The following is a 23,759-nucleotide window of genomic DNA, read 5'->3' as shown; positions in this document are numbered from 1 at the left end:
GATCTAGGATCTGAGTGGCGGTGCCAGGGGAAGGCCCGATCGGATCGGGCAACTGGAGCAGCATACAACGACTGCGTCCGGAGAACGAAACTACCATGGCTGCCCCGGGCCCCGCTCCGGCCCTCCTCCAGGCCCCCTACCGGCAGTAACCCGTCCTGGGTCTACGCTGCGTCCCACGTCCAGCAGCTCAAGGAGGCGCAGGTGCCGCAGGTGCCGCAGACATTGGATGCTCTCGCGGTGCGCACCTGGTGCGGTCTCGCGCTGGAGGCGCTGGGACGGGCGCGCGAGGAGATCGACGCGATCAATGTCTATCCGGTGGCCGACGGAGACACGGGGACGAATCTGTATCTGACAGTGGAGTCGGCTGCCGCGGCGGTCGAGGCGGTCTTCGCGGGCTACGAGGCCGTCGCCGGACCGAGCGAGGCCGTTGCGGGTCATCACGCCGCATCCGCGGGGGCAGGGCTGCCCACCCTCGCCGACGCCGTACGGGCGATGGCACACGGGGCGCTGCTGGGGGCCCGCGGCAACTCCGGGACCATCCTCGCGCAGCTGCTGCGCGGCATGGCACAGGTACTCGCCGCCGACAGTGAGACCGCTCACGCCGACGGCCAGGGTCTGCGGCTCGCCCTGCGGCAAGCCGCGGACTCCGCGCGCCAGGCCGTCGCGCACCCCGTCGAGGGAACGGTCCTCACCGTCGCCTCGGCCGCCGCCGACGCGGTCACCGGCGCCGAGGGCGACTGCGGAACGGTCGCGCGCGCGGCGTACGAGGGGGCGCGGGCGGCACTCGCGGCGACCCCCGGGCAGCTGGCCGTACTGGAACGCGCCGGTGTGGTCGACGCGGGCGGCCGGGGGCTGGTGGCCGTGCTGGCGGCGCTGGTGGAGACGTTCACGGGGGAGGCGCCGGGGGCGCTCATGGTCCCTGTGGAGGTCCACGCGCGCGTGGACGAGTCCGTGACCGACGTCGCCGACGCGCATCCCGAGGCGTGTGCGGACGGTCCCCCGGAGGAAGAGGGGCCCGCCTTCGAGGTGATCTACCTGCTGGAGGCGGAGGACGCGGCCGTGGCCCGGTTGCGGGACCGGCTCGACGGCCTGGGGGACTCCCTCGTCGTGGTCGGCGGTGACGGGCTGTGGAACGTCCATGTGCACGTGGACGACGCGGGCGCCGCCGTAGAGGCGGGCGTCGAGGCCGGGCGGCCGTACCGGATCAGGATCACGCACTTCGGGCTCGGGGACGTCCACACCGCCGGCGCGGCCGGGCGGCCACCCCGGGAGCGGGCACAACGCGCCGTCGTGGCCGTCGTGCCCGGTGAGGGTCTGGCCGGGCTGTACACGGAGGCCGGGGCCACCACCGTGCTCGCGCGGCCCGGGGAGCCGCCCGCCAGCGGGGAGCTCGTCGAGGCCGTACGGCGGGCCCACGCGCGCGAGGTGGTGCTCCTGCCGAATGACGCGGACCTGCGCCACACGGCGGCCGCGGCTGCCGAACAGGCCCGCGCGGAGGGCGTCAGGGTCGCGCTGATCCCGACCCGGTCCGCCGTGCAGGGCATCGCAGCGCTCGCCGTGCACGAGCCGGAGCGTCGCTTCGACGAGGACGTCGTCGCCATGACCTCGGCGGCCGGGGCCACGCGCTACGCCGAGGTCGCCGTGGCCGAGCGGCAGTCCTGGACCATGGCCGGTATCTGCCAGGCCGGCGACGTCCTCGGCCTCATCGACGGCGATGTCGCCGTGATCGGCTCCGACATCACCGGCACCGCCGAAACCGTCCTCGACCGCATGCTTGCCGCCGGCGGCGAAATGGTCACCCTCGTCCTCGGCGACGAGGCGCCCGACGCCATCGCCGCGCATCTCGAATCCCGGGTGCGGGAGTCGTACTTGGCGGTGGACACGGTGGTGTACCGGGGTGGGCGGCAGGGGGCGTTGTTGTTGATCGGGGTTGAGTAGCGGCCCGGTACCTGGGGGTTCGGCCCCCGGACCCCCGCTCCTCGTACTCCGGACGGGCCGAGGTTTTCCGGCCCCGGTCGGCAGGATCAGCCCGTCCGGCGTGTGAGGACGAGGCCGTTGAGGCCGATCCGAGGCATGGGGGCGGAATCCCCAAGCTGTGGGAAGGGGTAGCGGCGGTAGGGCGAAAACCCGCTATACCCGCCACGCCGACCTCAATTCACCACACCGGCCCCAATCCACCACACCGGCCCCAATCGCCATACCGGTCCCGTCACCTCACTGCTCCTCCTGTGCTCCCGCCAGCCCCAGCAAGCTCTCCGCCTCGGCGCGCCGCGCCTCCGCGGTGTCCCCCTCCACTCCCGCGTAAGCGGAAAGCACCGCACGCGCGCGTGCCCCGGCCGCGGCGGGACGCCGAAGGTCGGACTCCAGCCACCCGGCGGCCAGTTCGGCACCGGTCCGGGCATCAAGCGCATCATCCCCGAGGGAGCCGAACACCGAGATCGCCTGAGTGATGTGGGCCAAGGCCTCCTCGAACGCATCCTGGCCGACGGCCTCTTCCGCGTCCTCGGGCACGGACCGGGCCACAAGGTCCCCGAACTGACGGTGAGTGTGACCGAGTTCGGCGACGAGACGTCGACTCACATCCCCGTCATCGTCCTCCCACGAGCCGGACGGCGAGCCGGACGGCGAATCAGGGGCGACGGACGCCCCCTCGACCGCCGACTCGCACTCCCTCACAGCCAGAGACATCAACTCCCGCGCGCCGTCGAGCCCCGCATCCGTACGAGCCGCGGCCCACGCACGCGCCCGCAGCGACCGGACGAGCCCGTGGACGTTGCCGAGGGCGCGCCAGAGGTCACCCGCTCGGGTGTACGCCTGGTCCGCCTCGGCGGTCAGCCCGGCGTGCCCGAGCGCCTCGGCGGCGAGATGCGCGAGCATCGCGTGGTCGCGCTGTTCGGACCAGTGCCGGGCGATGTCGGCGGCCCGCAGCCAGTGTTCGGCGGCCTCGCGGTGTTCGCCGAGCTCGGTGAGACAGTCGCCGAGCCACCACCGCGTCTGCACGATCGCTCCGTCGCCGTGCATCTCGGCGGTCAGATCGGGCAGCGCCGACTCCAGCACCTCGGCGGCCTCCGCCCAGCACCCTTGACGGAGCAGAAAACCACCGAGCTGGTGCCGGGCCCAGGCGCCGAGCGTGCCGGCCTGCCCCGCCTCGTCGGCCCAGTGGGCGGACTCCAGGGCGTGCTCCGCGGCGGGCCGGACCTGCCCCGTGGTACCGAGGATCTCGGCGAGCTGCAGGTGCAGCTGGGCCTGGCCCATGGGCTCCAGGTACGTCCCTCCGTGGTCCAGCGCCGCGCGTGCCGCCCGCTCCGCGCCCTCCGTGTCGCCGAGGTGCAGGGCGATCCCGGCGAGCCGGGAGTCGTACTCGACGGCGAACCACGGCAGCCCGGCCGCCACGAACGTCTGCACGGCCCGCGAGAGCAACTCCGTGGCCGCCCCGGCGTCCCCGGACCGCGCCGCGAGCTCCCCGAGCATCGCCTGCGCCTCCGCCGCTCGCGAGGCCACCGCCACGTCGTCCGCGACATGCGGCTCGGAAAGGGCCAGCAACTCCCGCGCGGCCTCCTCGGCGTCGGTCACCACAACGCCCCTGGCCTCGGCTTCATCCCCGGCTTCATCCAGGCGGTGCATCAATATCCGCGCCCGTCCCACCAGCACGGACGCTGTCTGGGACACCCCCGTCCCGCCCTCCGCGAAGAGGGCGAGCACCTTCTCGTACGGCTCTGAGACGGCCGTCAGCGCCTCTTGGGTGGCGCCGGACAGGGCGTGGACGTACGCGGCGCGGGCGCGGGCGGCGAGCGCCTCGCCGGGGTCGCCCGCCACGGCGTACAACTCGGCCGCGCGGTGGAAGAGTTCGCCCCCCTCGGGACCGCGGCCCATCGCCGCGTGATCGGCCATCTCCGCGCGGTCGCGGACATCCAGCTCGTGGCCCTCGGCGGCCCGCGAGACCGTGGCCCAGGCCTCGACGGCGTCGGGGCTCCGCAGGGCCGAGAGCCGCCGGGCCTCGGCGAGCAGCGCGGACAGGTCCGGCTCGGCGGCCGGTCGCGTGACGGCGCTCGTGGGCGGCGCCGGCACGGGCGTACGCGCGGGACGTGTGGAGCGCACGCCCAGTGGCAGCCGGTCCACGAGCGGCGGCTGATCCATCCGCGCACGGGCACGCTCACTGACGTACGGGGTGTCGTTGCGCGCGTCGAAGCGCGCCGCCAGCGAAAGTGCCTCCCCGCGCGCGTGGACGGCGAGTTCCCCCGCGGTCCACGCCCGTCCGGCAGGTCCGGGCACCGTCTGCTCGCCGAGCCCGAGGGACGTCAGCCGGTCCATCAGGAGGGCCACCACCGCCATGAAGTCCAGCTTGCTGCGTGGGTCCCCGGAGTCCGTGAAATACGCCGGCCGCTCCGTGAGCAGTTCCAGGGCGCGCGCCTCGTTGCCGGACAGCGCGCAGAACTCCACATGGTCCGCGTACGCGCCGCGCATGCTCTCCATGGCGCGCACCAGCCGGAAGCCCCGCAGGTGATGGGCGCGCGCCTCGTCGACGCGTCCCAGCCGCAGCAGGGGGAGCAGGGAGGAGGCGAGGACCGTGTGCGGCTCGTGGGCGCAGGTGTACTCGCCCTCCAGGACCGGGCGCCACAGCTCCAGCGCCTCCGCGTCCGCGTCGCGCTCCGCGCGCCACCAGCCCTGGCTGTGCAGCTCGCACGCGTGGCAGTCGGCCATGTTGTCCCGGTCGGCGGCCAGCCAGGCGGCATAGGCCCGCTCGGCGCGGTCCAGGTCGCCCAGGTGGGCCGCGACGCTGAACTCGGCGCCGCGTACGGCCCGTTCGGAGTGACCGGCCAGCCGGTAGCGGTGCTCCATCTCGCCGAGCCACTTCTCTATGGAGGCGAGCGGAACGTGCGGCTGGTCGAGCATTCCGGCGGACATCCACTTGAAGACCCAGTGCAGGGAGTGGATCTCGTACTCGTCGAAGTCCTCGGGGTGCTCGTCCCACATGCGCAGCAGGCGCGCGAAGGGGACGAACATCTTGTCCTTCTCGGAGCTGTAGTTGTAGACCTTCAGCTGGTGTCCGAGCGCTTGGATCACGGCGAGCGGGATGTTCAGTTTCTCGGCCTCGACGAGCAGCTGCTCCGCGCGCGCGTTGCGGGCGGGGCCCTCCGGCTTCTCGTAGTTGTCCCCCATCGCCTGGCGCAGGGTGTCGAAGTCCATGGCCTGGCTGCTCATCGGCGGTCCTCCTTCCCGGGGTCGGTGTGCGTGGCCCACTCCAGGAGGCCGATGAACGCGCGGTTGAGGAGCGCGGAGTCCGCGGGCCGCAGCGGGCGCTGGGCCATCAGCAGGGCCTGCCCGTAGAGGGACTCCGTGGCGGTGCCTATCAGCTCCGGGTCGCCGAGTGAACCGATCCTCCGGATCAGCGGGTTGAGGTGGTTGAGCACCAGGCGCGCGCGTGGGGCGCTGCCGCGCAGCGAGCCGAGGATGCCTGCCCAGAGGTCGTCGGCCTGTTCCTCGGCCTCCGCACGGGCCTGCTCGTGCCGGGCCGCCCGGTCGTCCAGGTGCAGCGCCGGGACCGACAGCGGGTGGAAGGCGCGCAGGGCCACATCGCAGCCCAGGGGGTCGAGTCTGGCCCGCGCGGCCGCCAGGAAGGCCGACAGGGCCAGCTCCTCGGCCGGGTCGACCGCGTCCAGGTGGGCCGTCACGGTGTCGGCGTCGAGCTCCGACACTGCCGTCCCGGGGCGCACGGACGGCAGTGCCTCGATCAGCTCGCTGTCGTACGTGTAGCCGCCGTTGATCACCCCGATGCCCTGTGCGGAGGCGATCGGCGCGACCTGCCGGTACTCCTCCACGGTCCGCGTGAAGTGCACTACGGGGTGCCGCTGCGCGAACTCCTCCAGGGACAGCCGCCCGTCGGTCGTCTCGAAGGGCAGCCACGGCAGCATCGTGCGCAGCATTTCCTTGTCGTGCCGCGCAAGGGACTTCACGCCCAGGTGGTGGACCGACAGGAAGGCGGCCAGTCGCTCCGGATCGCCCGCCGCGAGCCCGGTCAGCCAGGTGCGGATCCGTTCGCCCAGTGCCTCACGTACGGCCGCGAGCGTCTCGTCCTCGTACAGCGACTCCCGTGACGCGGTGGGCCGCAGGCTGTCCGTGTCCAGGACGCAGCGCACGAAGAACGCCCAGTCGGGCAGCAGCTGTTCGGCCCGCTCGGTGAGCAGCATGCCCTTCAGGTGCACGCGGTGGCCGGCACGCTGGGCCGGGCTGACCGCGGACGGCAGGACATACGCCACGCCCCGGATCCCTGCGAGCGGCACGTCCAGGTCGATCGAGTCCAGCGGCGTGAAACCGAACAGGTCGTGGCAGTGCCGGGCCAGGGCCACCCTGCGGGTGGCGGGGCTCGGCCAGGGACGGTCCCAGGGCGCCGGAAGGTCCGCGATCACCTCGTCGCCGACCCGCACGTCGTACGGCAGCAGCGAGCCGAAGTCCCGCGCCAGCGAGAGCACCCGCTCCTCGCTCAGCCACTCGCCGGCCCCGGCGCGCGCCACCAGGTGCACGGTGGTGCCCGGTTCGGTGCGCGCCTCGTGCGGCAGCGTGCGCACGGTGTACGAGCCGTCGTCGGCCGCCGTCCACTCCACGGGCGCCGCGTCGGGCGTCCGCGCGCTGCGGCTGACGACCCGGATGCGCTCGGCGACGACGAAACACGCCAGCAGGCCGATGCCGAACTGCCCGAGGAAGTCGGAACGGGCCGACTCCAGAGCGTCGTTCCGCTTGGAGCTGCGGCCGATGGTCGCGAGGAGGTTGTGCACGTCGGACTCGGTGAGACCGACACCGGAGTCCTCCACTCGCAGGGCGCCGCCCTCGGCGTACAGGCGCACAGTGGCCGGGGCGTCGGGCTGTTCGGCGCGCCGCGCGGTGATCGCGTCCACCGCGTTCTGCAGCAGCTCGCGCAGATAGACCTTGGGACTGGAGTAGAGATGATGGGAGAGCAGGTCCACCAAACCGCGCAGGTCGACCTGGAACGTATGAGGTGACTGGGGTGCCTGTGATGGCTGTGAAGTCTGGGAGTCCATCGTCGCTGCGCCGGTGGCTGGAGGGACGGGCGACGGCGCGGGGTCGGGCGGTCCCGGCGGACGGTGACCGCGAAGAGGGCCGGAGCGCGCCATCCTAGGCCCGGAACGACCCGCCTGACCAGCGGATTTCCGGGACGTATACGGCATTGTCAGTGCAGTGGTGTGCAATGGATCTCGTGCCCGTGCTCGAAGAACCACTGAAGAAGGTGCTCGGTCCCGCCACCGCGAAGGTGATGGCCGAGCACCTCGGCCTGCACACCGTCGGCGATCTGCTGCACCACTATCCGCGCAGATACGAGGAGCGCGGGCAGCTCACCCACCTCGCCGACCTGCCCATGGACGAGCATGTGACGGTGGTCGCCCAGGTCGCCGACGCGCGCCTGCACACCTTCGCCTCGTCCAGGGCTCCCCGCGGCAAGGGCCAGCGCCTCGAAGTGACCATCACGGACGGCAGCGGCCGCCTCCAACTGGTCTTCTTCGGCAACGGCGTGCACAAGCCCCACAAGGACCTCCTGCCCGGCACGCGCGCGATGTTCTCCGGCAAGGTCTCCGTCTTCAACCACCGCCTCCAGCTGGCTCATCCGGCGTACGAGCTGCTGCGCGGCGACGGCGACGACGCAGCCGAGACCGTCGACTCCTGGGCGGGCGCGCTCATCCCGATCTACCCGGCCACCGCCAAACTGGAGTCCTGGAAGATCGCCAAGTCGGTGCAGACGGTGCTGCCGAGCGCCCAGGAGGCCGTCGACCCCCTCCCGGACTCCCTCCGGGACGGCCGCGGCCTGGTCGCCCTCCCCGAAGCCCTCCTCAAGATCCACCGCCCGCACACCAAGGCGGACGTGCACGACGCCCGTGCCCGCCTGAAGTGGGACGAGGCCTTCGTCCTCCAGGTGGCCCTGGCCCGCCGCCGCCATGCCGACGCGCAGCTCCCGGCCGTGGCCCGCACCCCCAAGCCGGACGGCCTGCTCAGCGCCTTCGACGCCAAACTGCCCTTCACCCTCACCGAGGGCCAGCAGAAGGTCTCCAAGGAGATCTTCGACGACCTCGCCACCGAGCATCCGATGCACCGGCTGCTTCAGGGAGAGGTCGGTAGCGGCAAGACGATGGTGGCCCTGCGCGCCATGCTCGCCGTCGTCGACGCCGGCGGCCAGGCCGCCATGCTCGCCCCCACCGAGGTGCTCGCTCAGCAGCATCACCGGTCGATCACGGAAATGATGGGGGAGTTGGCCGAGGGCGGCATGCTCGGAGGGGCCGAGCACTCCACCAAGGTCGTGCTGCTCACCGGCTCCATGGGCGCGGCCGGCCGACGGCAGGCGCTGCTCGATCTGGTCACCGGCGAGGCCGGGATCGTCATCGGCACGCATGCGCTGATCGAGGACAAGGTGCAGTTCCACGACCTGGGCCTGGTCGTGGTCGACGAGCAGCACCGCTTCGGTGTCGAGCAGCGCGACGCCCTGCGCGGCAAGGGCAAGCAGCCCCCGCACCTGCTGGTCATGACCGCTACGCCCATCCCGCGCACCGTGGCGATGACCGTCTTCGGCGACCTGGATACCTCCGTCCTCGACCAGCTCCCCGCGGGCCGTTCGCCGATCGCCAGCCATGTCGTCCCGGCCGCGGACAAGCCCCACTTCCTCACGCGCGCGTGGGAGCGCGTGCGTGAGGAAGTGGACAACGGCCATCAGGCGTACGTGGTCTGCCCCCGTATCGGGGACGAGGAGGACGACCCCAAGAAGACCAAGAAGAAGTCCCCCGAGGACGAGGCGGAGAAGCGCCCGCCGCTCGCCGTCCTCGATGTCGCCGACCAGCTCACCAAGGGCTCCCTCCAGGGCCTCAAGGTCGAGGTCCTGCACGGCCGCATGCAGCCCGACGACAAGGACGCCGTCATGCGCCGCTTCGCCGCGGGCGAGACCGACGTCCTGGTGGCGACCACCGTCATCGAGGTCGGGGTGAATGTGCCGAATGCCACAGCGATGGTGATCATGGACGCCGACCGGTTCGGCGTCTCCCAGCTCCACCAGCTGCGCGGCCGGGTCGGCCGGGGCTCGGCCGCCGGACTCTGCCTCCTGGTCAGCGAGATGCCCGAGGCCAGCGCGGCCCGCCAGCGGCTGAACGCGGTGGCGTCCACGCTCGACGGCTTCGAGCTCTCCCGCATCGACCTGGAACAGCGTCGCGAGGGCGACGTCCTCGGCCAGGCCCAGTCCGGCGTCCGCTCCTCGCTGCGCATGCTCGCCGTCATCGACGACGAGGAGATCATCGCCGAGGCCCGCGAGGAGGCCGCGACGGTGGTGGCCGCCGACCCGGAGCTCGAGCGGCTCCCGGGACTGCGCACGGCTCTCCAGGCCCTGCTTGACGAGGAGCGGGAGCAGTACCTGGACAAGGGGTGATGACAGCGCCCCGGATGGCGCGCGGGGAACTGCGCGAGCCACCGGAACGAACTCGCGACCGCCCCCGGCGCGAAGCACCTCCCACCCCCGCCTGCCAGACTGGATCCGTAAGCATCCGCTCGAACAAGGACCCGAGATGACCCGCGTGATCGCCGGCGCAGCCGGCGGACGCCGCCTAGCCGTCCCGCCGGGCACCGGCACCCGGCCCACCTCCGACCGGGCGCGCGAGGGCCTCTTCTCCACCTGGCAGTCCCTGCTCGGCGGCCCACTGGAAGAGGAGCGCGTGCTCGATCTGTACGCCGGTTCGGGCGCCGTCGGCCTGGAGGCGCTCAGCCGCGGCGCCGGACACGCCCTGCTCGTCGAGGCGGACGCCCGCGCGGCCAAGGTCATCCGCGAGAACGTGAAATCACTGGGCCTTCCGGGCGCCGAGGTCAGGTCGGGCAAAGCGGAGCAGATCATCCAGGGGCCGGCGCCGGCAGACCCGTACGACCTGGTCTTCCTGGACCCGCCCTACGTCGTCTCGGACGACGATCTTCGCGAGATTCTGCTCACACTCCGGGCGCAGGGCTGGCTAGCGGCCGCAGCCCTCGTCACCGTGGAGCGCAGCACCAGAGGCGGCGAATTCAGGTGGCCGGACGGCTTTGCAGCGCTCCGGGCCCGTCGTTACGGCGAGGGGACGTTTTGGTACGGTCGCGCCGCCTCTACGTGCGAAGACGCACGATGACCGGACCGGAGAGCGAGGGACCACAGTTGCGCCGCGCCGTCTGTCCGGGGTCATTCGACCCCATCACCAATGGACACCTCGACATCATCGCCCGCGCCTCCAGGCTCTACGACGTCGTGCACGTCGTGGTGATGATCAATCAGGCGAAGAAGGGCCTGTTCACCGTCGACGAGCGGATCGAGCTGATCCGCGAGGTCACCGCCGAGTACGGCAACGTCGAGGTCGAGGCCTACCACGGCCTGCTCGTCGACTACTGCAAGCAGCGCGACATCCCCGCGATCGTCAAGGGCCTGCGCGCGGTCAGCGACTTCGACTACGAACTCCAGATGGCCCAGATGAACAACGGCCTGTCGGGCGTCGAAACGCTGTTCATCCCGACCAGCCCCACCTACAGCTTCCTCTCGTCCTCGCTGGTCAAGGAGGTCGCGACCTGGGGCGGCGACATCTCCCACCTGGTGCCGCCGGTGGTCCTCGAGGCGCTCAAGGACCGACTCGGCAACGGCTGAGCCCGTGACAGTCCGTCACCCGGTGTCGGGCGGGGCAGGAGTGGTCGTACAGTCGACCTGTCCGTCTCCATCACAGCTGTAGAGAGTGGCGAGCACACGGTGGACGTGCAGAAGAAGCTCGATGAGATCGTGTCGACGGTCGGCAGCGCCCGTTCCATGCCCATGTCGGCATCGTGCGTGGTCAACCGCGCCGAGCTGCTCTCGATGCTCGAAGAGGTGCGCCAGGCCCTGCCCGGCTCCCTCGCCCAGGCCGAGGAACTGATCGGCGGCCGCGAGGAAATGGTGGAGCAGGCCCGTCAGGAGGCCGAGCGGATCATCCAGTCCGCGCACACCGAGCGCGGCTCCCTGATCTCCGACACCGAGGTCGCCCGCCGTTCCCAGAACGAGGCCGACCGCATCCTCGAGGATGCCCGTAAGGAAGCCGAGGAGATCCGGGCGGAGGCCGACGACTATGTCGACTCCAAGCTCGCCAACTTCGAGGTCGTCCTCACCAAGACCCTCGGCTCCGTGGGCCGCGGCCGCGAGAAGCTCCTCGGCACCGGTCCCGGCGTCGACGAGCAGGGGTACGAGGACGAGGACGCCCCGGAGCGCAGCCACGACCCGGAGACCCTGCGCCGCAACGCCGACGAGTACGTCGACGTGAAGCTGGGCGCCTTCGAGGCCGTCCTGGCCAAGACCCTGGAGGCCGTCGGCCGCGGCCGGCAGAAGCTGCACGGCCGGATCGCCAGCGACGACCTGGGGCTCCTCACGGACGACGGGACTGCTGTCCAGCACACCAGCGACGCCGACTATCTGGCCGGCCTCGCGGAGCTCTCCGACGCCCCCGAGCAGCCCGTCCAGACGCCCGAGGTGCCGGCTCAGCCGTCCTATGGGCAGCAGGACGCCTACGCGTACCAGCAGCAGGCCGATCCGTACGGCTATCAGCAGCAGTACGCCCAGCAGGACGCGTACGGCTACCAGCAGGCCGATCCGTACGCCGCCTACCCGCAGCAGCAGGGCTACGACCAGCAGCAGGCGTACGACCAGAGCCAGCAGCAGACCTACGCCCAGCCGCAGGCGCACGCGATGGACCCGCAGGCGCTGGACGAGACCAGCCTCTTCGACACCGGCATGATCAGCGCCGAGGAGCTGCGGGCGTACGAGCAGGGGCGCGGCGGCCACTGAGCGCGAGGCTCGTCAGGCACTGGAAGCGGGGCTCGTCAGGCACCGAGTACGGGGCGCGGCCGGGCTCTGGGCAGGGCGCACGCCGGTGCGCGGGACCCGGAGCGCGCACCGGATTGGGCCGAGAGCGAAAGGTCCAGTATCCTGGCTCTTCGGTCGCGCGTACGTCCGCGATCAACGCTGCCCACGGAACACCAGGGGCCGCGTCCCTTGGGCTTCGAAGATCGAAAGCAGGAATGGCTCTGAACACCCGCCTCGACCACCGCAACCCTCTCGTGTTCGACACACACGAGCTGGGGCGGCGTCCTGGCGCGCTTCAGCGCTTGACCCGCACGATCAACGCTCCCAAGGATCTCGGGATCCAGGGAGTCATCGGAGTACCGGAAGGCGCCCCGGTGGAGCTTGAACTCCGCCTCGAGTCGGTCATGGAAGGTGTGCTTGTCACAGGCACCGCCCGTGCACGGGCCGCGGGGGAGTGCGTAAGGTGTCTGGAGCCGCTCGAGCAGGAGCTCGAAGCGGACTTCCAGGAGATGTTCTCGTACCCTGACGCCGATGACCGGGGCCGCCCCAAAGCGGAACCGGCCGACGACGCCGAGGAAGACGAGGACAGGCTCTTTCTCGAGGACGGCCTGTTCGACCTCGAATCCGTGCTGCGTGATGCGGTGGTGCTCGCACTGCCGATGCAGCCGGTGTGCCAGGACGACTGCCCCGGCCTGTGCTCCGAGTGCGGAGCCCGGCTCGCGGACGACCCGGACCACCACCATGACGCCGTCGACATCCGTTGGGCGGCACTGCAGGGACTCGCCGGTTCACTCGAAGATGGCGAGAAGGACGAGATGAGCGGCGCCGAAGCGGGCGTCGACGAGAAGCAGGAGAAGTAGCCGTGGCTGTTCCGAAGCGGAAGATGTCGCGCAGCAACACGCGCCACCGCCGGTCGCAGTGGAAGGCTGCGGTCCCCACCCTGGTTGCGTGCGAGCGCTGCCACGAGCCCAAGCAGCAGCACATCGCCTGCCCCGCTTGCGGCACCTACAACAAGCGCCAGGTCCTCGAGGTCTGAGCGGCTGGTGAGAGGTCTGATGTCTGACGCCAAGGCGGACTCAAACGCCAAGAAAAAGGCGGACAACACAGCCTCGTCCCACACGCTTCTGGAAGGGCGGCTCGGCTACAGGCTCGAGTCCGCCCTTCTGGTGCGTGCGCTGACCCACCGTTCCTACGCGTACGAGAACGGCGGTCTGCCCACCAATGAGCGCCTGGAGTTCCTCGGGGACTCCGTGCTCGGCCTGGTGGTCACGGACACGCTGTACCGCACCCACCCCGACCTGCCCGAAGGCCAACTGGCCAAGCTGCGGGCCGCGGTGGTCAACTCGCGTGCGCTGGCGGAAGTGGGACGCGGCCTCGAACTCGGCTCCTTCATCCGGCTCGGCCGGGGCGAGGAAGGCACGGGAGGCCGGGACAAGGCATCCATCCTCGCCGACACCCTTGAAGCGGTGATCGGCGCGGTCTATCTCGACCAGGGTCTGGACGCGGCGGGCGAGCTCGTCCACCGGCTCTTCGACCCGTTGATCGAGAAGTCCTCGAATCTGGGCGCAGGCCTGGACTGGAAGACCAGTCTCCAGGAACTCACCGCGACCGAGGGGCTCGGCGTGCCCGAGTACCTGGTCTCGGAGACCGGCCCGGACCACGAGAAGACCTTTACTGCTGCCGCCCGCGTCGGAGGCGTCTCGTACGGCACCGGCACCGGCCGCAGCAAGAAGGAGGCGGAGCAGCAGGCCGCGGAGTCCGCGTGGCGTGCGATCCGTTCCGCCGCGGACGAACGCGCGAAGACGGCCAAGGCCGCCGAGCAGGCGGCTCAGGCCGCCGAGCAGACGGCCCAGGACACCGAGGGGTCCGCCGACACCTCCTCGGCTCCGACGAGCGACCCGGCCACGGCCTGATTCCTTCACAACTGAAGTAGCGCAGTACCGAGCCCCGCCGCAGCGCAACGCGCTGCGGCGGGGCTCGTGTAGGGACAGGTGCCCGAAGGCCGCCCGGCCGCCCCCCGTTGACCGCGCGGTACCCTGCGGGCATCGCCCTGTGTCCCGCCCCCTCCGGAGGAGTTCCGTGCCCGAGTTGCCCGAGGTCGAAGTCGTGCGGCGCGGCCTGGAGCGCTGGGTCAGCGGGCGGGTCGTGAAGACGGTCGAGGTGCGGCATCCGCGGGCGGTGCGGCGGCATCTGGCGGGGCCCGAGGGCTTCGCGAAGGCGCTCGCCGGGCAGCGCGTCGGCGAGGCCATGCGGCGCGGCAAGTATCTGTGGCTGCCCCTCGACGACTCCCCCTACTCCGTGCTCGCGCACCTCGGCATGAGCGGCCAGCTCCTGGTGCAGCCGGAGGACGTCCCGGACGAGAAGCACCTGCGCATCCGGATCCGCTTCCAGGACGGCCAGGGCACCGAGCTGCGCTTCGTCGACCAGCGCACCTTCGGCGGGCTGTCCCTGCATGAGAAGACCCCGGACGGCCTGCCGGACGTCATCGCGCACATCGCCCGCGACCCGCTCGACCCCCTCTTCGACGACGCCGCGTTCCACACCGCCCTGCGCGCACGCCGTACCACGATCAAGCGCGCCCTGCTCGACCAGTCGCTGATCAGCGGAGTCGGCAACATCTACGCGGACGAGGCGCTCTGGCGCTCCAAGCTGCACTACGAACGCCCCACGGGCACCTTCACCCGGCCGCGCACCGCCGAGCTACTCGGCCACGTCCGCGACGTCATGAACGACGCCCTCGCCGCCGGCGGCACCAGCTTCGACAGCCTGTACGTCAACGTCAACGGGGAGTCCGGCTACTTCGACCGCTCGCTCGACGCGTACGGGCGCGAGGGCGAGCCCTGCCGACGGTGCGGGACGCCGATGCGGCGGCGCGCCTGGATGAACCGGTCCAGCTACTTCTGCCCGAAGTGTCAGAGGGCGCCGCGCGTGTCGTCGTAGCGCTGCCGCGCTTCGAGTACGTCGTCCATGCGGCCCTCCACGAACTGGATGAGCGTCATCAGACGCTCGGCGACGTGGCGCCCGAGCGGGGTCAGTTCGTAGTCCACGCGGGGCGGGTTCGTCGGCTGTGCCTCGCGGTGCACCAGTCCGTCGCGCTCCAGCGCGTGCAGGGTCTGCGACAGCATCTTCTCGCTCACGCCGTCGACACGGCGGCGCAGCTCATTGAAGCGGAGAGAGCCTTCGTGCAGCGCGCCGAGGGTGAGGGCGCCCCAGCGTCCGGTGACGTGCTCCAGCGTGCCGCGCGAGGGGCAGGCCTTGGAGAACACGTCGTACGGGAGGTTCTGCTCCTCCGTGCACTCCTGCGTGATGGTCATGCCTCAAGCGTACTCGAATGCAGCGCTAACCCGAAGGTTGCACTAACCAGAAGTTAGTGCTTTCCTTTGGTCATCACCGGTGAGCTGCTGCTTCCGCACGGCTCCCGTTTTCGCTCTCTGAGGAGTACCTACCGTGACGACCCCCGTTGTCTCCATCGCCTACCACTCCGGCTACGGGCACACCGCCGTCCTCGCCGAGGCCGTCCGCTCCGGTGCCGTCGAGGCCGGAGCCCAGGTCCACCTGGTGAAGGTCGACGAGATCACCGACGCGCAGTGGGAGCTGCTCGACGCCTCGGACGCGATCGTCTTCGGCTCGCCGACCTACATGGGCACCGCGTCGGGCGCCTTCCATGTCTTCGCCGAGGCGTCCTCGAAGCGCTGGTTCGGGCAGGACTGGAAGGACAAGCTCGCCGCCGGGTTCACCAACTCCGGTTCCAAGAGCGGCGACAAGCTGCACACCCTGCAGTTCTTCCAGATCCTCGCCGCGCAGCACGGCATGAACTGGATCAACCTCGGCCTGCACCCCGGCTGGAACAGCAGCACCGCCTCCGAGCACGACCTCAACCGCCTCGGCGTCTTCGCCGGCGCCGCCGCACAGACAAACGTCGACGAGGGCCCGGAGACCGTGCACAAGGCCGACATCGCCACCGCCGAGCACCTCGGCCGCCGGATCGCGGAGACGGCCCGGGTGTTCGCGCTGGGGCGTGCGGCCGCGACCGAGGTGGCCGCGTAAGCGTTTACGGCGCGTACGTCTCATAAATGTCCATGGCGAATGTCCACGGCGCGTAAACGCTTACGCAAACCCTTGCGCAAACGTTTACGCAAGCGTTTACGCACCTACGAAGAGGCCGCGCCCCCACCATGTCCAGGTGGGCGCGGCCTTCGCGTACCCATTTCTTGCCCACCGGCAGCGGCTGCTCCATCACCGCTCCTGACATGACGTTCTGTCAGCCCTCACAGTCCCGCCTCACCTCTCCCGCACCGGCGGCGACGGCCACTGGGGTGGTCTGCGGCGACACAGCACCCTCTGTGCGGCGCGGGTCCGTGGGACCGGCCCCGGATCCGCGTTCAATCACGCCGGGGAACCCATACGCCGGGCGCGGAGAGCCGCTGACGGGCGCGGATCTCCGAGCCACGCCCCACAGCGCTTGAGGGAGATTGCCATGAGTGGCACAACGACCTTGCCGACACCGTCCGGTCCTTACTTGGACAAAGGGCTGCTGCCCGCCGACTTCTACGCCTACGAGGATCTGCTGTCGGACGGGGAGCGGGAGAAGCTCGAGTCCGTCCGCGAGTTCCTCCGCACGCAGGTCGCACCGATCGTCGACGACTACTGGGCCCGGGCCGAGTTCCCCTTTCAGCTGGTCGAGGGCTTCGGGAGGCTCGGTCTGATGGACTGGGCCGACCCGGACTCCCCGGAATCCAAGCCGAGCAACCTCCTCTCGGGCTTCCTCGCGCTGGAGTTGGCGCATGTCGACGCGTCCGTGGCCACGTTCTCCGGCGTGCACACAGGTCTGGCCATGGGCACCATCCTCAACTGCGGCTCCGACGAACAGAAGCGGCGGTGGCTGCCGGCGATGAGCCGCTTCGAGAAGATCGGCGCCTTCGGGTTGACCGAGCCGCACGGCGGCTCCGACGTGGCCGGCGGCCTGCAGACGACCGCGCGCCGCGACGGCGACGTATGGATCCTCGACGGCGCGAAGCGGTGGATCGGAAACGCGACGTTCGCCGACCTGGTCGTCATCTGGGCCCGCGATGTCGAGACCCGTCATGTGCTGGGCTTCGTCGTGGAGAAGGACACCCCCGGGTTCACGGCGACGAAGATCGAGAACAAGATGGCGCTGCGGATCGTGCAGAACGCCGACATCGTGCTCGACGGCTGCCGCGTTCCGGATGTCAACCGGCTGCAGAACGCGAACTCGTTCAAGGACACCACCAAGATCCTGCGCCAGACACGCAGCGGCGTGGCATGGCAGGCGGTGGGCGTGATGTTCGCCGCCTACGAGATCGCCCTGCAGTACGCGAAGGAGCGCGAGCAGTTCGGGCGCCCGATCGGGGGCTTCCAGCTCGTGCAGGACCTGCTCGTGAAGATGCTCGGCAACGCCACGGCCTCGTGCGGGATGATGACGCGCCTGGGCCAGTTGCAGGACGCCGGGGTATTCCGGGATGAACAGTCCGCCCTGGCGAAGGCCTACTGCACCGTGCGGATGCGCGAGAGCGTGGGGTGGGCGCGGGAACTGCTGGCCGGCAACGGCATCCTCCTCGACTACAAGGTCGGCCGCTTCGTCGCCGACGCCGAGGCCATCTACTCGTACGAGGGCACGCGCGAGATCCAGACCCTCATCGTCGGACGCGCCGTCACCGACGGCCTGAGCGCCTTCGTGAGGTGATGACGATGACCACCGAATCCGTCTTCACCGGCCTGAAGGTCCTCGACGCGTCGAGCTTCATCGCGGGACCGGCCGCGGCCACCGTGCTCTCCGACTTCGGAGCGGACGTCATCAAGATCGAGCCGCCGGGGGCGGGCGACCCCCAGCGACGGCTGAGCTCCGTGCCGCCCAGTCCCCGGGCGCAGGCCAACTACAGCTGGCACCTGGCCAACCGCAACAAGCGCGGCATGGTGATCGACCTGAAGTCACCGGCGGCCACCGAGGTCCTCAAGCGCCTCGTCGAGTGGGCCGACGTGGTGATCACCAACTTCCCGCACGGCACGCGCGAGAAGCTGCACCTCGGCTACGACGAGGTCGCGGGCTGGAACCCGCGGGTCGTCTACGCCGACATCACCGGCTTCGGGGATGCCGGCCCCGACGCCGGGCAGCCGGGCTTCGACCTGACCGCCGCCTGGTCGCGCAGCGGGCTGCTGGCCTCCACCCGGGACGCGGGAGCCCCGCCGACGGTGCCGGTGTGGGGCAGCGGCGACTACATGTCGGCGGTCGCCATCTACGCGGCGATCGTGACCGCTCTGTACCGCCGTGAGCGGACGGGAGAAGGGGCCAGTGTCGGGACGTCGCTGCTCGCCGCGGGCGTCTGGGCCACGGGAACGCTCGTGGCTGGCGCGCTCGCCGGCGGCACGCCGTTCGAGCTGCACGACCGGAAGGCGCCGGCGAACCCGCTGATCAACCCGTACCGGACCGCGGACGACGAGTGGTTCATGCTGGTCGCCTCACCCCCGCACTGGCCGGGACTGACGCGGGCCATCGGGCACCCCGAGCTGCTCGAGGATCCCCGTTTCGCGGACGTCGAGGGCTTCGTCAAGAACTCCGCCGCGCTGAGCGAGCTGCTCGACGCCGAGTTCCGCTCGCGGCCCTTCGCCGACTGGAAGGACGCCCTGGGCCGGGAACGCGTCACTTTCAGCCTCATTCAGACGCCGGAGGAGGCCGCGCAGGACCCGCAGCTGCGCGCGAACGACATCGTCGTGCCGCTGGAAGGAGTCAGCGGGCTGGAGGAAACCATCAGCAGCCCGGTCAACCTCCGAGGGGTGCCGAAGGTGCCGGCGAAGCGAGCGCCCGATCTGGGCGAGCACAACGACGAGATCCTCGCCGAGCTGGGATTCGGCCTCACCGAGATCGCCGAGCTGCGCTCCAAGGGAGCGATCCCCGGCGCGACGGAAGCGGAGGCGCCGCGATGAGCACGACGCCCGAAGCGTCCGACATGGTGCTCCACGAGCGCCGCGGCGGCGTACTGACGATCACGATCAACCGCCCGGCGCAGAAGAACGCCGTCGACCACGAGGCCGCGGTGCAGCTCGCGGCGGCCGTGGATCTGCTCGACGCGGACCCGGAGCTGGCGGTCGGCGTCCTCACGGGCGCGGGCGGGGTGTTCAGCGCCGGCATGGACCTGAAGGCATTCGCCAAGGGCGAGATGCCGGTGATCCCCGGCCGCGGATTCGGCGGGCTCACCGGCACGGCGGTGCGCAAGCCGTTGATCGCCGCGGTCGAGGGCTGGGCACTCGGCGGCGGCTTCGAGATGGTGCTCGCCTGCGACCTGATCGTCGCCGCGGAAGACGCCCGGTTCGGCCTTCCCGAGGTCACGCGTGGTCTCGTGGCGGCGGCGGGCGGACTGGTCAGGCTGCCGCGCCGCCTTCCGTACCACGTCGCCGCGCGCGTACTGCTGACGGGCGAGCCGCTGACCGCCGCCGAAGGCAAGGAGTACGGGCTCGTCAACGAGCTGACACCACCGGGCGCCGCGCTGGACGGGGCCCGCGAGCTGGCGGAGCGCGTCGCGCGGAACGCACCGCTGGCGCTGGCGGCCGTCAAGGAGGTCCTGCGCGAAACGCAGGGCCTGAACGAGAGTGACGCCTTCACCCGCCAGGACGAGATCACGAGCGGGGTGTTCTCCAGCGAGGACGCGCGAGAAGGCGCGGGGGCGTTCGCCGAGAAGCGCGCCCCCGTCTGGCGCGGCCGCTGACGCCCGCCACGCCGGCCGCTTCCCTTGCCCCACCACCCGCGTCCGACTTCCAGGAGCCGTGACCAGCCATGAATGCGCACACACCCGTCCACCGCGTGGCGATCGTCGGCACTGGCACGATCGGTGCGAGCTGGGCGACGCACTATCTCGTCCGCGGCTTCGACGTCACGGCGACCGACCCCTCCCCCAGCGCCGAGACGGCCCTGAGGTCGTACGTGTCGGCGGCATGGGACGCGGCGGCCTCGATCGGGCTCGCCCCCGACGCCTCGCCCGATCGCCTGAGGTTCACCGCGGACCTGCGGCAGGCCGTCGCGGACGCCGATCTCGTGCAGGAGAACGCACCCGAGCGCCCGGACCTCAAGGTCAAACTGTTCGCCGACATCGACGACGCCTCGCCGCCGGACGCGATTATCGCGTCGAGTTCGTCGGGCATCACGATGAGCCTCATCCAGGCCGAGTGCCGACGACCGGAGCGGACCGTCATCGGTCATCCCTTCAACCCCCCGCACATCGTCCCGCTGGTCGAGGTCGTCGGCGGGACGAAGACCGCCCCGGAGACCGTCCGGGACGTCATGTCGTTCTACGCCGCGATCGGCAAGAAACCGATTCACCTCAAGAAGGAACTTCCCGGGCACGTCGCCAACCGTATCCAGGCCGCGCTGTACCGCGAGGTCGTGTACCTGGTCCAGCAGGGCGTGCTCGACGTGGCGGACTCCGACGACGCGGTGTCCTGGGGGCCGGGGCTCAGATGGGGCGTCATGGGCCCCCATCTGCTGTGGCATCTCGGCGGAGGAGAGGGCGGCATCGAGCACTTCATGGACACCCTCATGCCGCGGATGGTGGCGTCCTGGCAGGAACTGGGCACCCCCGAGTTCACGCCCGAACTCAAGGAGCAGATCATGCGCGGTGTCCTGGAGGAGGCGGACGGCCACTCGGTCGACGAGCTGGCCGCCCGGCGCGACGCGATGCTCTCGGCCCTGCTGTCCGTGCGTGCCCAGCACGACCCGTACGGCCCGAGCGCCGCAGCCGGTCCCGAGGCGGAGGAGGGACCGTGACGCAGCGCCAGGAGAGACTGTTCGTGCTCGAGGCCAGCAGTGGCGGTCGGCTGTTCTCCGTGAACCCCGACGGTTCCGACAAGACGGTTCTCGTCGGCGGGTGCAGGATCCCCGACGGGGTCGCCGTCGACGCGGCGGCCGGGCACATCTACTGGACGAACATGGGCGTTCCGACGGAGAACGACGGCTCGATCGAGCGCGTGGACCTGGACGGAGGCAACCGGACGACGATCGTCCCGAGCGGCGTCACGCACACGCCCAAGCAGCTGCATCTCGAGGCCGCCGGCCGGAAGCTGTACTGGGGTGATCGCGAGGGCATGCGCGTGATGCGCTGCGACCTCGACGGCTCCAACGTCCAGACCCTCGTACAGACGGGACAGGGAGAGGACGAACGCCGCGACGAGACAAGGTGGTGCGTCGGAGTCGCCGTCGACCCGGTCGGCGGCCACCTCTACTGGTCCCAGAAGGGCCCGAGCGACGCGGGACTCGGGAAGATCCTGCGGGCCGGAATCGATCTGCCCGCCCGAGAGACAGCGGCCGAACGCGGCGACATCGAGGTGCTGTTCGAGGGCCTGCCGGAGCCGATCGACCTGGAGCTCGACCTCGAGGAACGCATGCTGTACTGGACGGATCGCGGGGACCCGCCGCGGGGCAACAGCGTGAACCGCTCGCCGCTGGACCCGCCGGACGGGCGGCGGACGCCCGAGATCCTGCTGACCCACCTGATGGAAGGCATCGGCCTCGCCCTCGATCCGGACGACGGCCGCATGTACGTGACCGACCTGGCCGGGAACGTCTATGCGGCCCATCTCGACGGATCGAACCAGAGGGAGATCCTCGTCCTGCAGGGCAACCTCACCGGCATCGCCCGTGCCGTACTGACCGGAACGAGGGGCTGACCCCCGCCGGGCCGCCGTTGGTCGAGTCGCCGGGGACGATGAGCCCACGGACGACGGCCACCAGACGGTCCAGCGCCGAAAAGGCCTCCGACCTGCGGTTGTCTCAGTAGCCGAAGTCCTGCGTCCACCACGGGCCGCCCGACCCGAAGTGGGCTCCGACGCCGAGGGTCTTGAAGTCGCAGTTGAGGATGTTGGCGCGGTGGCCGGGGCTGTTCATCCAGGCTTCCATCACGGCCGCGGCGGTGGCCTGGCCGCGGGCTATGTTCTCGCCGCCCAGGCTGGTTATCCCGGCCTTCGCCGCCCGGTCCCAGGGGCTGAGCCCGCTCGGGTCGGTGTGGTCGAAGAAGTCGCGTGCCGCCATGTCCTCGCTGAAGACCTGGGCGAGGTCGGTGAGGGAGCTGTTCGCCGACACCGCGCTGCAGCCCACCTTGGCCCGCTCCTCGTTGACGAGCTTGAGCACCTCGGCCTCGGCCGCGGCCTCGGCGGAGACCGTCACCGGGGCGGTGGTCTTCGGCGCCTTCTTGGCGGGCTTGGTGGGCTTCGCGGGCTTCGGAGCCTTCGTCTTCGTGGGCTTGGTGGTGGGCTCCTTCGACGGCGTGGTCGTCGGAGCGACGGACGACGTCGCGGGAGCGGCCGAGCCCGAGGGCGACGCGGAGCGGTCCGCGTCACGGCTCGTCGATGTGTCGTCGCGGGAGTCCGCGCTGCCGGACGTGCCGCCCTGCTGGGTCTCCAGGCTGGACGGGGAGCTCGCGGCCTGCACGTTGTCGGAGTTGTTGCTGCCGCCGCCGAGCGAGTAGTTGTCGCTGCCGGGCAGGACTCCGGTCGCCACCGCGACGGTGCCCAGCGCCACGGCCGCCGAGACGCCGAGCAGACCCGAGCGGACGGGGGTCGCGGCCTTCCTCTTGCGGTGCGAGCGGGCGGCGGCGGTGCGCGGGAGGTCGGCGACTGCGGCGTAGCCGTACAGATTCTCCGGACCGTAGCTGTCCGTCTGCGTCCCGTTGGTTTCCGTGACCCCGGTGGCGCGGCCAGTGGCGGCGCGGCCGGCGGCGGAGCGTCGGTGGCGTCCCATCTCCTGGGCCTTCCTCGATCTTGCGGTCAGCGATCCTCAGTCGAACCTCACTCGAAAGAGTGAGTTTCATATGAGACTCATTGGGTCGGGACGGTACCCCATGCCGCGTGGGGAGGAAGTGCTCCGAGAGACATTGTCCGGTTAGCGTGCACCCATGAACGAGGTTGCACGGCTGGTCGTCTGGGTGCGCGGAAGGGTCCAGGGGGTGGGTTTCCGCTGGTTCACGCGGGCCAAGGCGCTGGAGATCGGCGGGTTGAGTGGTTTTGCTCTCAATTTGGACGACGGACGGGTCCAGGTGGTCGCGGAGGGCTCGCGGGACGGATGCCAGAGCCTGCTCGACTGGCTCCAGGGCGACGACACGCCCGGGCGGGTCGACGGAGTCACTGAGATCTGGGACACCCCGCGGGGGATCTACGAAGACTTCGCGATCCGCTGACGGTGACCGGTGCAACGGCGCAGGCGGAAGCGGTATGGCATGCCACGGGCACCTGCCGGAAGCAGAAATGACCTGGTGGTTGCCAAGAACGGCTTGTCGTGGCAGGCTCCCCAATTAAGGATGATCTCCACGCCCTGAGGGCCCCGCAGGAGTCGCAGCGCTGCCGTTCAAGGGCCGCGCGACAGCGGGTTGCCCGCCGATACGGGGCGTGATCGTGTTGACCGTCAAACTTTTTGGTGAGACGCTGAAAGCCCCGCGCACCTTAGCTGTTTGGCATGTGGAACGGCAGCAGGACATCAGCAGTGTCAAGCATCGCGGGTGCGATTCCCTCACGACCCACACCGCTTCGGTCGGTCACTCAGTGTGGAGGACCATCCATCATGGCAAAGGCGCTTCTCGGTTACGTCGGCGGTTCCGACCCGCGACTCATTGCCGAGATGCGACGGCTCCAGCAGCGCGTACAGGACCTCGAATCCGAGCTCGTACGGATCCAGGCCGAGAATGACGCGCTCGCGGCTGCCGCTTCTCACGATTCGCTTCTCGAGAGCATCGACGTACCCCAGGCGGAGCCTGCGCTCACCTGATCACTGCACCGCACTACGACAGCAGTGGTTGGGCAGCCCCTATCAACCGCTAAGTTGTCAGATTTGCAAGGGACGCCCTTCGGCGTCCCTTCTTTCTTTCCCCCGCGCACAGTTCCACTGTCTTTAACGTGTGGTGTGCCCTGCACGTTCATGGGTGAAACCGCG

General features: G+C 70.5%; 21 protein-coding genes. 17 read left to right on the top strand and 4 right to left on the bottom strand.

Annotation, left to right across the window (positions count from 1 at the left end; translation table 11 throughout):
- Nucleotides 1-201: 201 nt before the first annotated feature.
- Nucleotides 202-1,938, top strand: coding sequence for a DAK2 domain-containing protein (locus ACIBK0_RS19135; protein WP_399081119.1), 1,737 nt, complete (start codon nt 202-204; stop codon nt 1,936-1,938).
- A 276-nt stretch (nt 1,939-2,214) separates the two neighbouring features.
- Here the strand turns inward: ACIBK0_RS19135 and ACIBK0_RS19130 are convergent, their stop codons facing one another.
- Together ACIBK0_RS19130 and ACIBK0_RS19125 are read right to left on the bottom strand one after the other, a co-directional pair.
- Complete coding sequence (locus tag ACIBK0_RS19130) at nt 2,215-5,202, bottom strand: tetratricopeptide repeat protein (protein WP_399081117.1); 2,988 nt, start codon at nt 5,200-5,202, stop codon at nt 2,215-2,217.
- A complete protein-coding gene (locus ACIBK0_RS19125) occupies nt 5,199-7,037 on the bottom strand; it encodes an HSP90 family protein (protein WP_399081115.1) in 1,839 nt (612 codons plus the stop codon). Before ACIBK0_RS19125 ends, ACIBK0_RS19130 begins: the two co-directional genes overlap by 4 nt.
- A 167-nt stretch (nt 7,038-7,204) precedes the next feature.
- On the opposite strand from ACIBK0_RS19125, the gene recG reads away from it, so the two are divergent.
- The 8 genes from recG (at nt 7,205) to mutM (ending at nt 14,770) form a co-directional block, all read left to right on the top strand.
- Nucleotides 7,205-9,418 carry an ATP-dependent DNA helicase RecG gene (gene recG / locus ACIBK0_RS19120; protein ID WP_399081113.1) on the top strand — a complete coding sequence of 738 codons (2,214 nt, stop codon included), beginning with the start codon at nt 7,205-7,207 and terminating at the stop codon, nt 9,416-9,418.
- Nucleotides 9,419-9,521: 103 nt separating this feature from the next.
- Nucleotides 9,522-10,142 carry a 16S rRNA (guanine(966)-N(2))-methyltransferase RsmD gene (rsmD, locus tag ACIBK0_RS19115; RefSeq protein WP_399081413.1) on the top strand — a complete coding sequence of 207 codons (621 nt, stop codon included), beginning with the start codon at nt 9,522-9,524 and terminating at the stop codon, nt 10,140-10,142.
- A 26-nt stretch (nt 10,143-10,168) separates the two neighbouring features.
- A complete protein-coding gene (gene coaD / locus ACIBK0_RS19110) occupies nt 10,169-10,648 on the top strand; it encodes a pantetheine-phosphate adenylyltransferase (protein WP_399081411.1) in 480 nt (159 codons plus the stop codon).
- Between the two features lie 99 nt (nt 10,649-10,747).
- The gene (locus ACIBK0_RS19105; protein ID WP_399081111.1) at nt 10,748-11,812 is read left to right on the top strand and encodes a cell division initiation protein; all 1,065 of its coding nucleotides are present in this window, start codon (nt 10,748-10,750) and stop codon (nt 11,810-11,812) included.
- 233 nt (nt 11,813-12,045) lie between these two features.
- Nucleotides 12,046-12,690, top strand: a complete 645-nt coding sequence (locus tag ACIBK0_RS19100; protein WP_399081109.1) for a YceD family protein — start codon at nt 12,046-12,048, stop codon at nt 12,688-12,690.
- Nucleotides 12,691-12,692: 2 nt separating this feature from the next.
- Nucleotides 12,693-12,866 carry a 50S ribosomal protein L32 gene (rpmF, locus tag ACIBK0_RS19095; protein ID WP_028802425.1) on the top strand — a complete coding sequence of 58 codons (174 nt, stop codon included), beginning with the start codon at nt 12,693-12,695 and terminating at the stop codon, nt 12,864-12,866.
- 19 nt (nt 12,867-12,885) lie between these two features.
- Nucleotides 12,886-13,743, top strand: coding sequence for a ribonuclease III (rnc, locus tag ACIBK0_RS19090; RefSeq protein WP_399081107.1), 858 nt, complete (start codon nt 12,886-12,888; stop codon nt 13,741-13,743).
- Between the two features lie 166 nt (nt 13,744-13,909).
- Nucleotides 13,910-14,770, top strand: a complete 861-nt coding sequence (gene mutM / locus ACIBK0_RS19085) for a bifunctional DNA-formamidopyrimidine glycosylase/DNA-(apurinic or apyrimidinic site) lyase (RefSeq protein WP_399081105.1) — start codon at nt 13,910-13,912, stop codon at nt 14,768-14,770.
- On the opposite strand, the gene ACIBK0_RS19080 is transcribed toward mutM, so the two are convergent.
- Nucleotides 14,743-15,144, bottom strand: a complete 402-nt coding sequence (locus ACIBK0_RS19080; protein WP_399081103.1) for a winged helix-turn-helix transcriptional regulator — start codon at nt 15,142-15,144, stop codon at nt 14,743-14,745. The two genes, mutM and ACIBK0_RS19080, sit on opposite strands and share 28 nt — an antisense overlap.
- Nucleotides 15,145-15,277: 133 nt before the next feature.
- On the opposite strand from ACIBK0_RS19080, the gene ACIBK0_RS19075 reads away from it, so the two are divergent.
- The 6 genes from ACIBK0_RS19075 to ACIBK0_RS19050 all read left to right on the top strand — a co-directional run bounded on the left by ACIBK0_RS19075 (nt 15,278) and on the right by ACIBK0_RS19050 (nt 21,505).
- A complete protein-coding gene (locus ACIBK0_RS19075; RefSeq protein WP_399081101.1) occupies nt 15,278-15,877 on the top strand; it encodes a flavodoxin family protein in 600 nt (199 codons plus the stop codon).
- A 430-nt stretch (nt 15,878-16,307) separates the two neighbouring features.
- Nucleotides 16,308-17,534: an acyl-CoA dehydrogenase family protein gene (locus ACIBK0_RS19070; RefSeq protein WP_399081099.1), complete on the top strand. Its 1,227-nt coding sequence runs from the start codon at nt 16,308-16,310 to the stop codon at nt 17,532-17,534.
- Between the two features lie 5 nt (nt 17,535-17,539).
- Nucleotides 17,540-18,772: a CaiB/BaiF CoA transferase family protein gene (locus ACIBK0_RS19065; RefSeq protein WP_399081097.1), complete on the top strand. Its 1,233-nt coding sequence runs from the start codon at nt 17,540-17,542 to the stop codon at nt 18,770-18,772.
- Nucleotides 18,769-19,551, top strand: coding sequence for a crotonase/enoyl-CoA hydratase family protein (locus ACIBK0_RS19060; protein ID WP_399081095.1), 783 nt, complete (start codon nt 18,769-18,771; stop codon nt 19,549-19,551). The genes ACIBK0_RS19065 and ACIBK0_RS19060 overlap by 4 nt, the downstream gene beginning before the upstream one ends.
- Before the next feature lie 68 nt (nt 19,552-19,619).
- Nucleotides 19,620-20,606 carry a 3-hydroxyacyl-CoA dehydrogenase NAD-binding domain-containing protein gene (locus tag ACIBK0_RS19055; protein WP_399081093.1) on the top strand — a complete coding sequence of 329 codons (987 nt, stop codon included), beginning with the start codon at nt 19,620-19,622 and terminating at the stop codon, nt 20,604-20,606.
- Entirely contained in the window at nt 20,603-21,505 is a 903-nt protein-coding gene (locus ACIBK0_RS19050) for a YncE family protein (protein WP_399081091.1), read from the top strand. Before ACIBK0_RS19055 ends, ACIBK0_RS19050 begins: the two co-directional genes overlap by 4 nt.
- A gap of 103 nt (nt 21,506-21,608) precedes the next feature.
- Here the strand turns inward: ACIBK0_RS19050 and ACIBK0_RS19045 are convergent, their stop codons facing one another.
- Nucleotides 21,609-22,574, bottom strand: a complete 966-nt coding sequence (locus tag ACIBK0_RS19045; RefSeq protein ID WP_399081088.1) for a CAP domain-containing protein — start codon at nt 22,572-22,574, stop codon at nt 21,609-21,611.
- 154 nt (nt 22,575-22,728) lie between these two features.
- Between ACIBK0_RS19045 and ACIBK0_RS19040 the strand changes: the two genes are divergently transcribed.
- Together ACIBK0_RS19040 and ACIBK0_RS19035 are read left to right on the top strand one after the other, a co-directional pair.
- Nucleotides 22,729-23,010: an acylphosphatase gene (locus ACIBK0_RS19040; RefSeq protein WP_399081086.1), complete on the top strand. Its 282-nt coding sequence runs from the start codon at nt 22,729-22,731 to the stop codon at nt 23,008-23,010.
- 380 nt (nt 23,011-23,390) lie between these two features.
- On the top strand, nt 23,391-23,594 hold the full coding sequence (locus tag ACIBK0_RS19035; protein ID WP_028802434.1) for a hypothetical protein: 204 nt from the start codon (nt 23,391-23,393) through the stop codon (nt 23,592-23,594).
- Nucleotides 23,595-23,759 lie beyond the last annotated feature (165 nt).

This window comes from Streptomyces sp. NPDC050564 (genome assembly GCF_044457265.1).
Taxonomy (GTDB): Bacteria; Actinomycetota; Actinomycetes; order Streptomycetales; family Streptomycetaceae; genus Streptomyces.
This window is presented reverse-complemented; position numbering and strand designations above follow the sequence as displayed.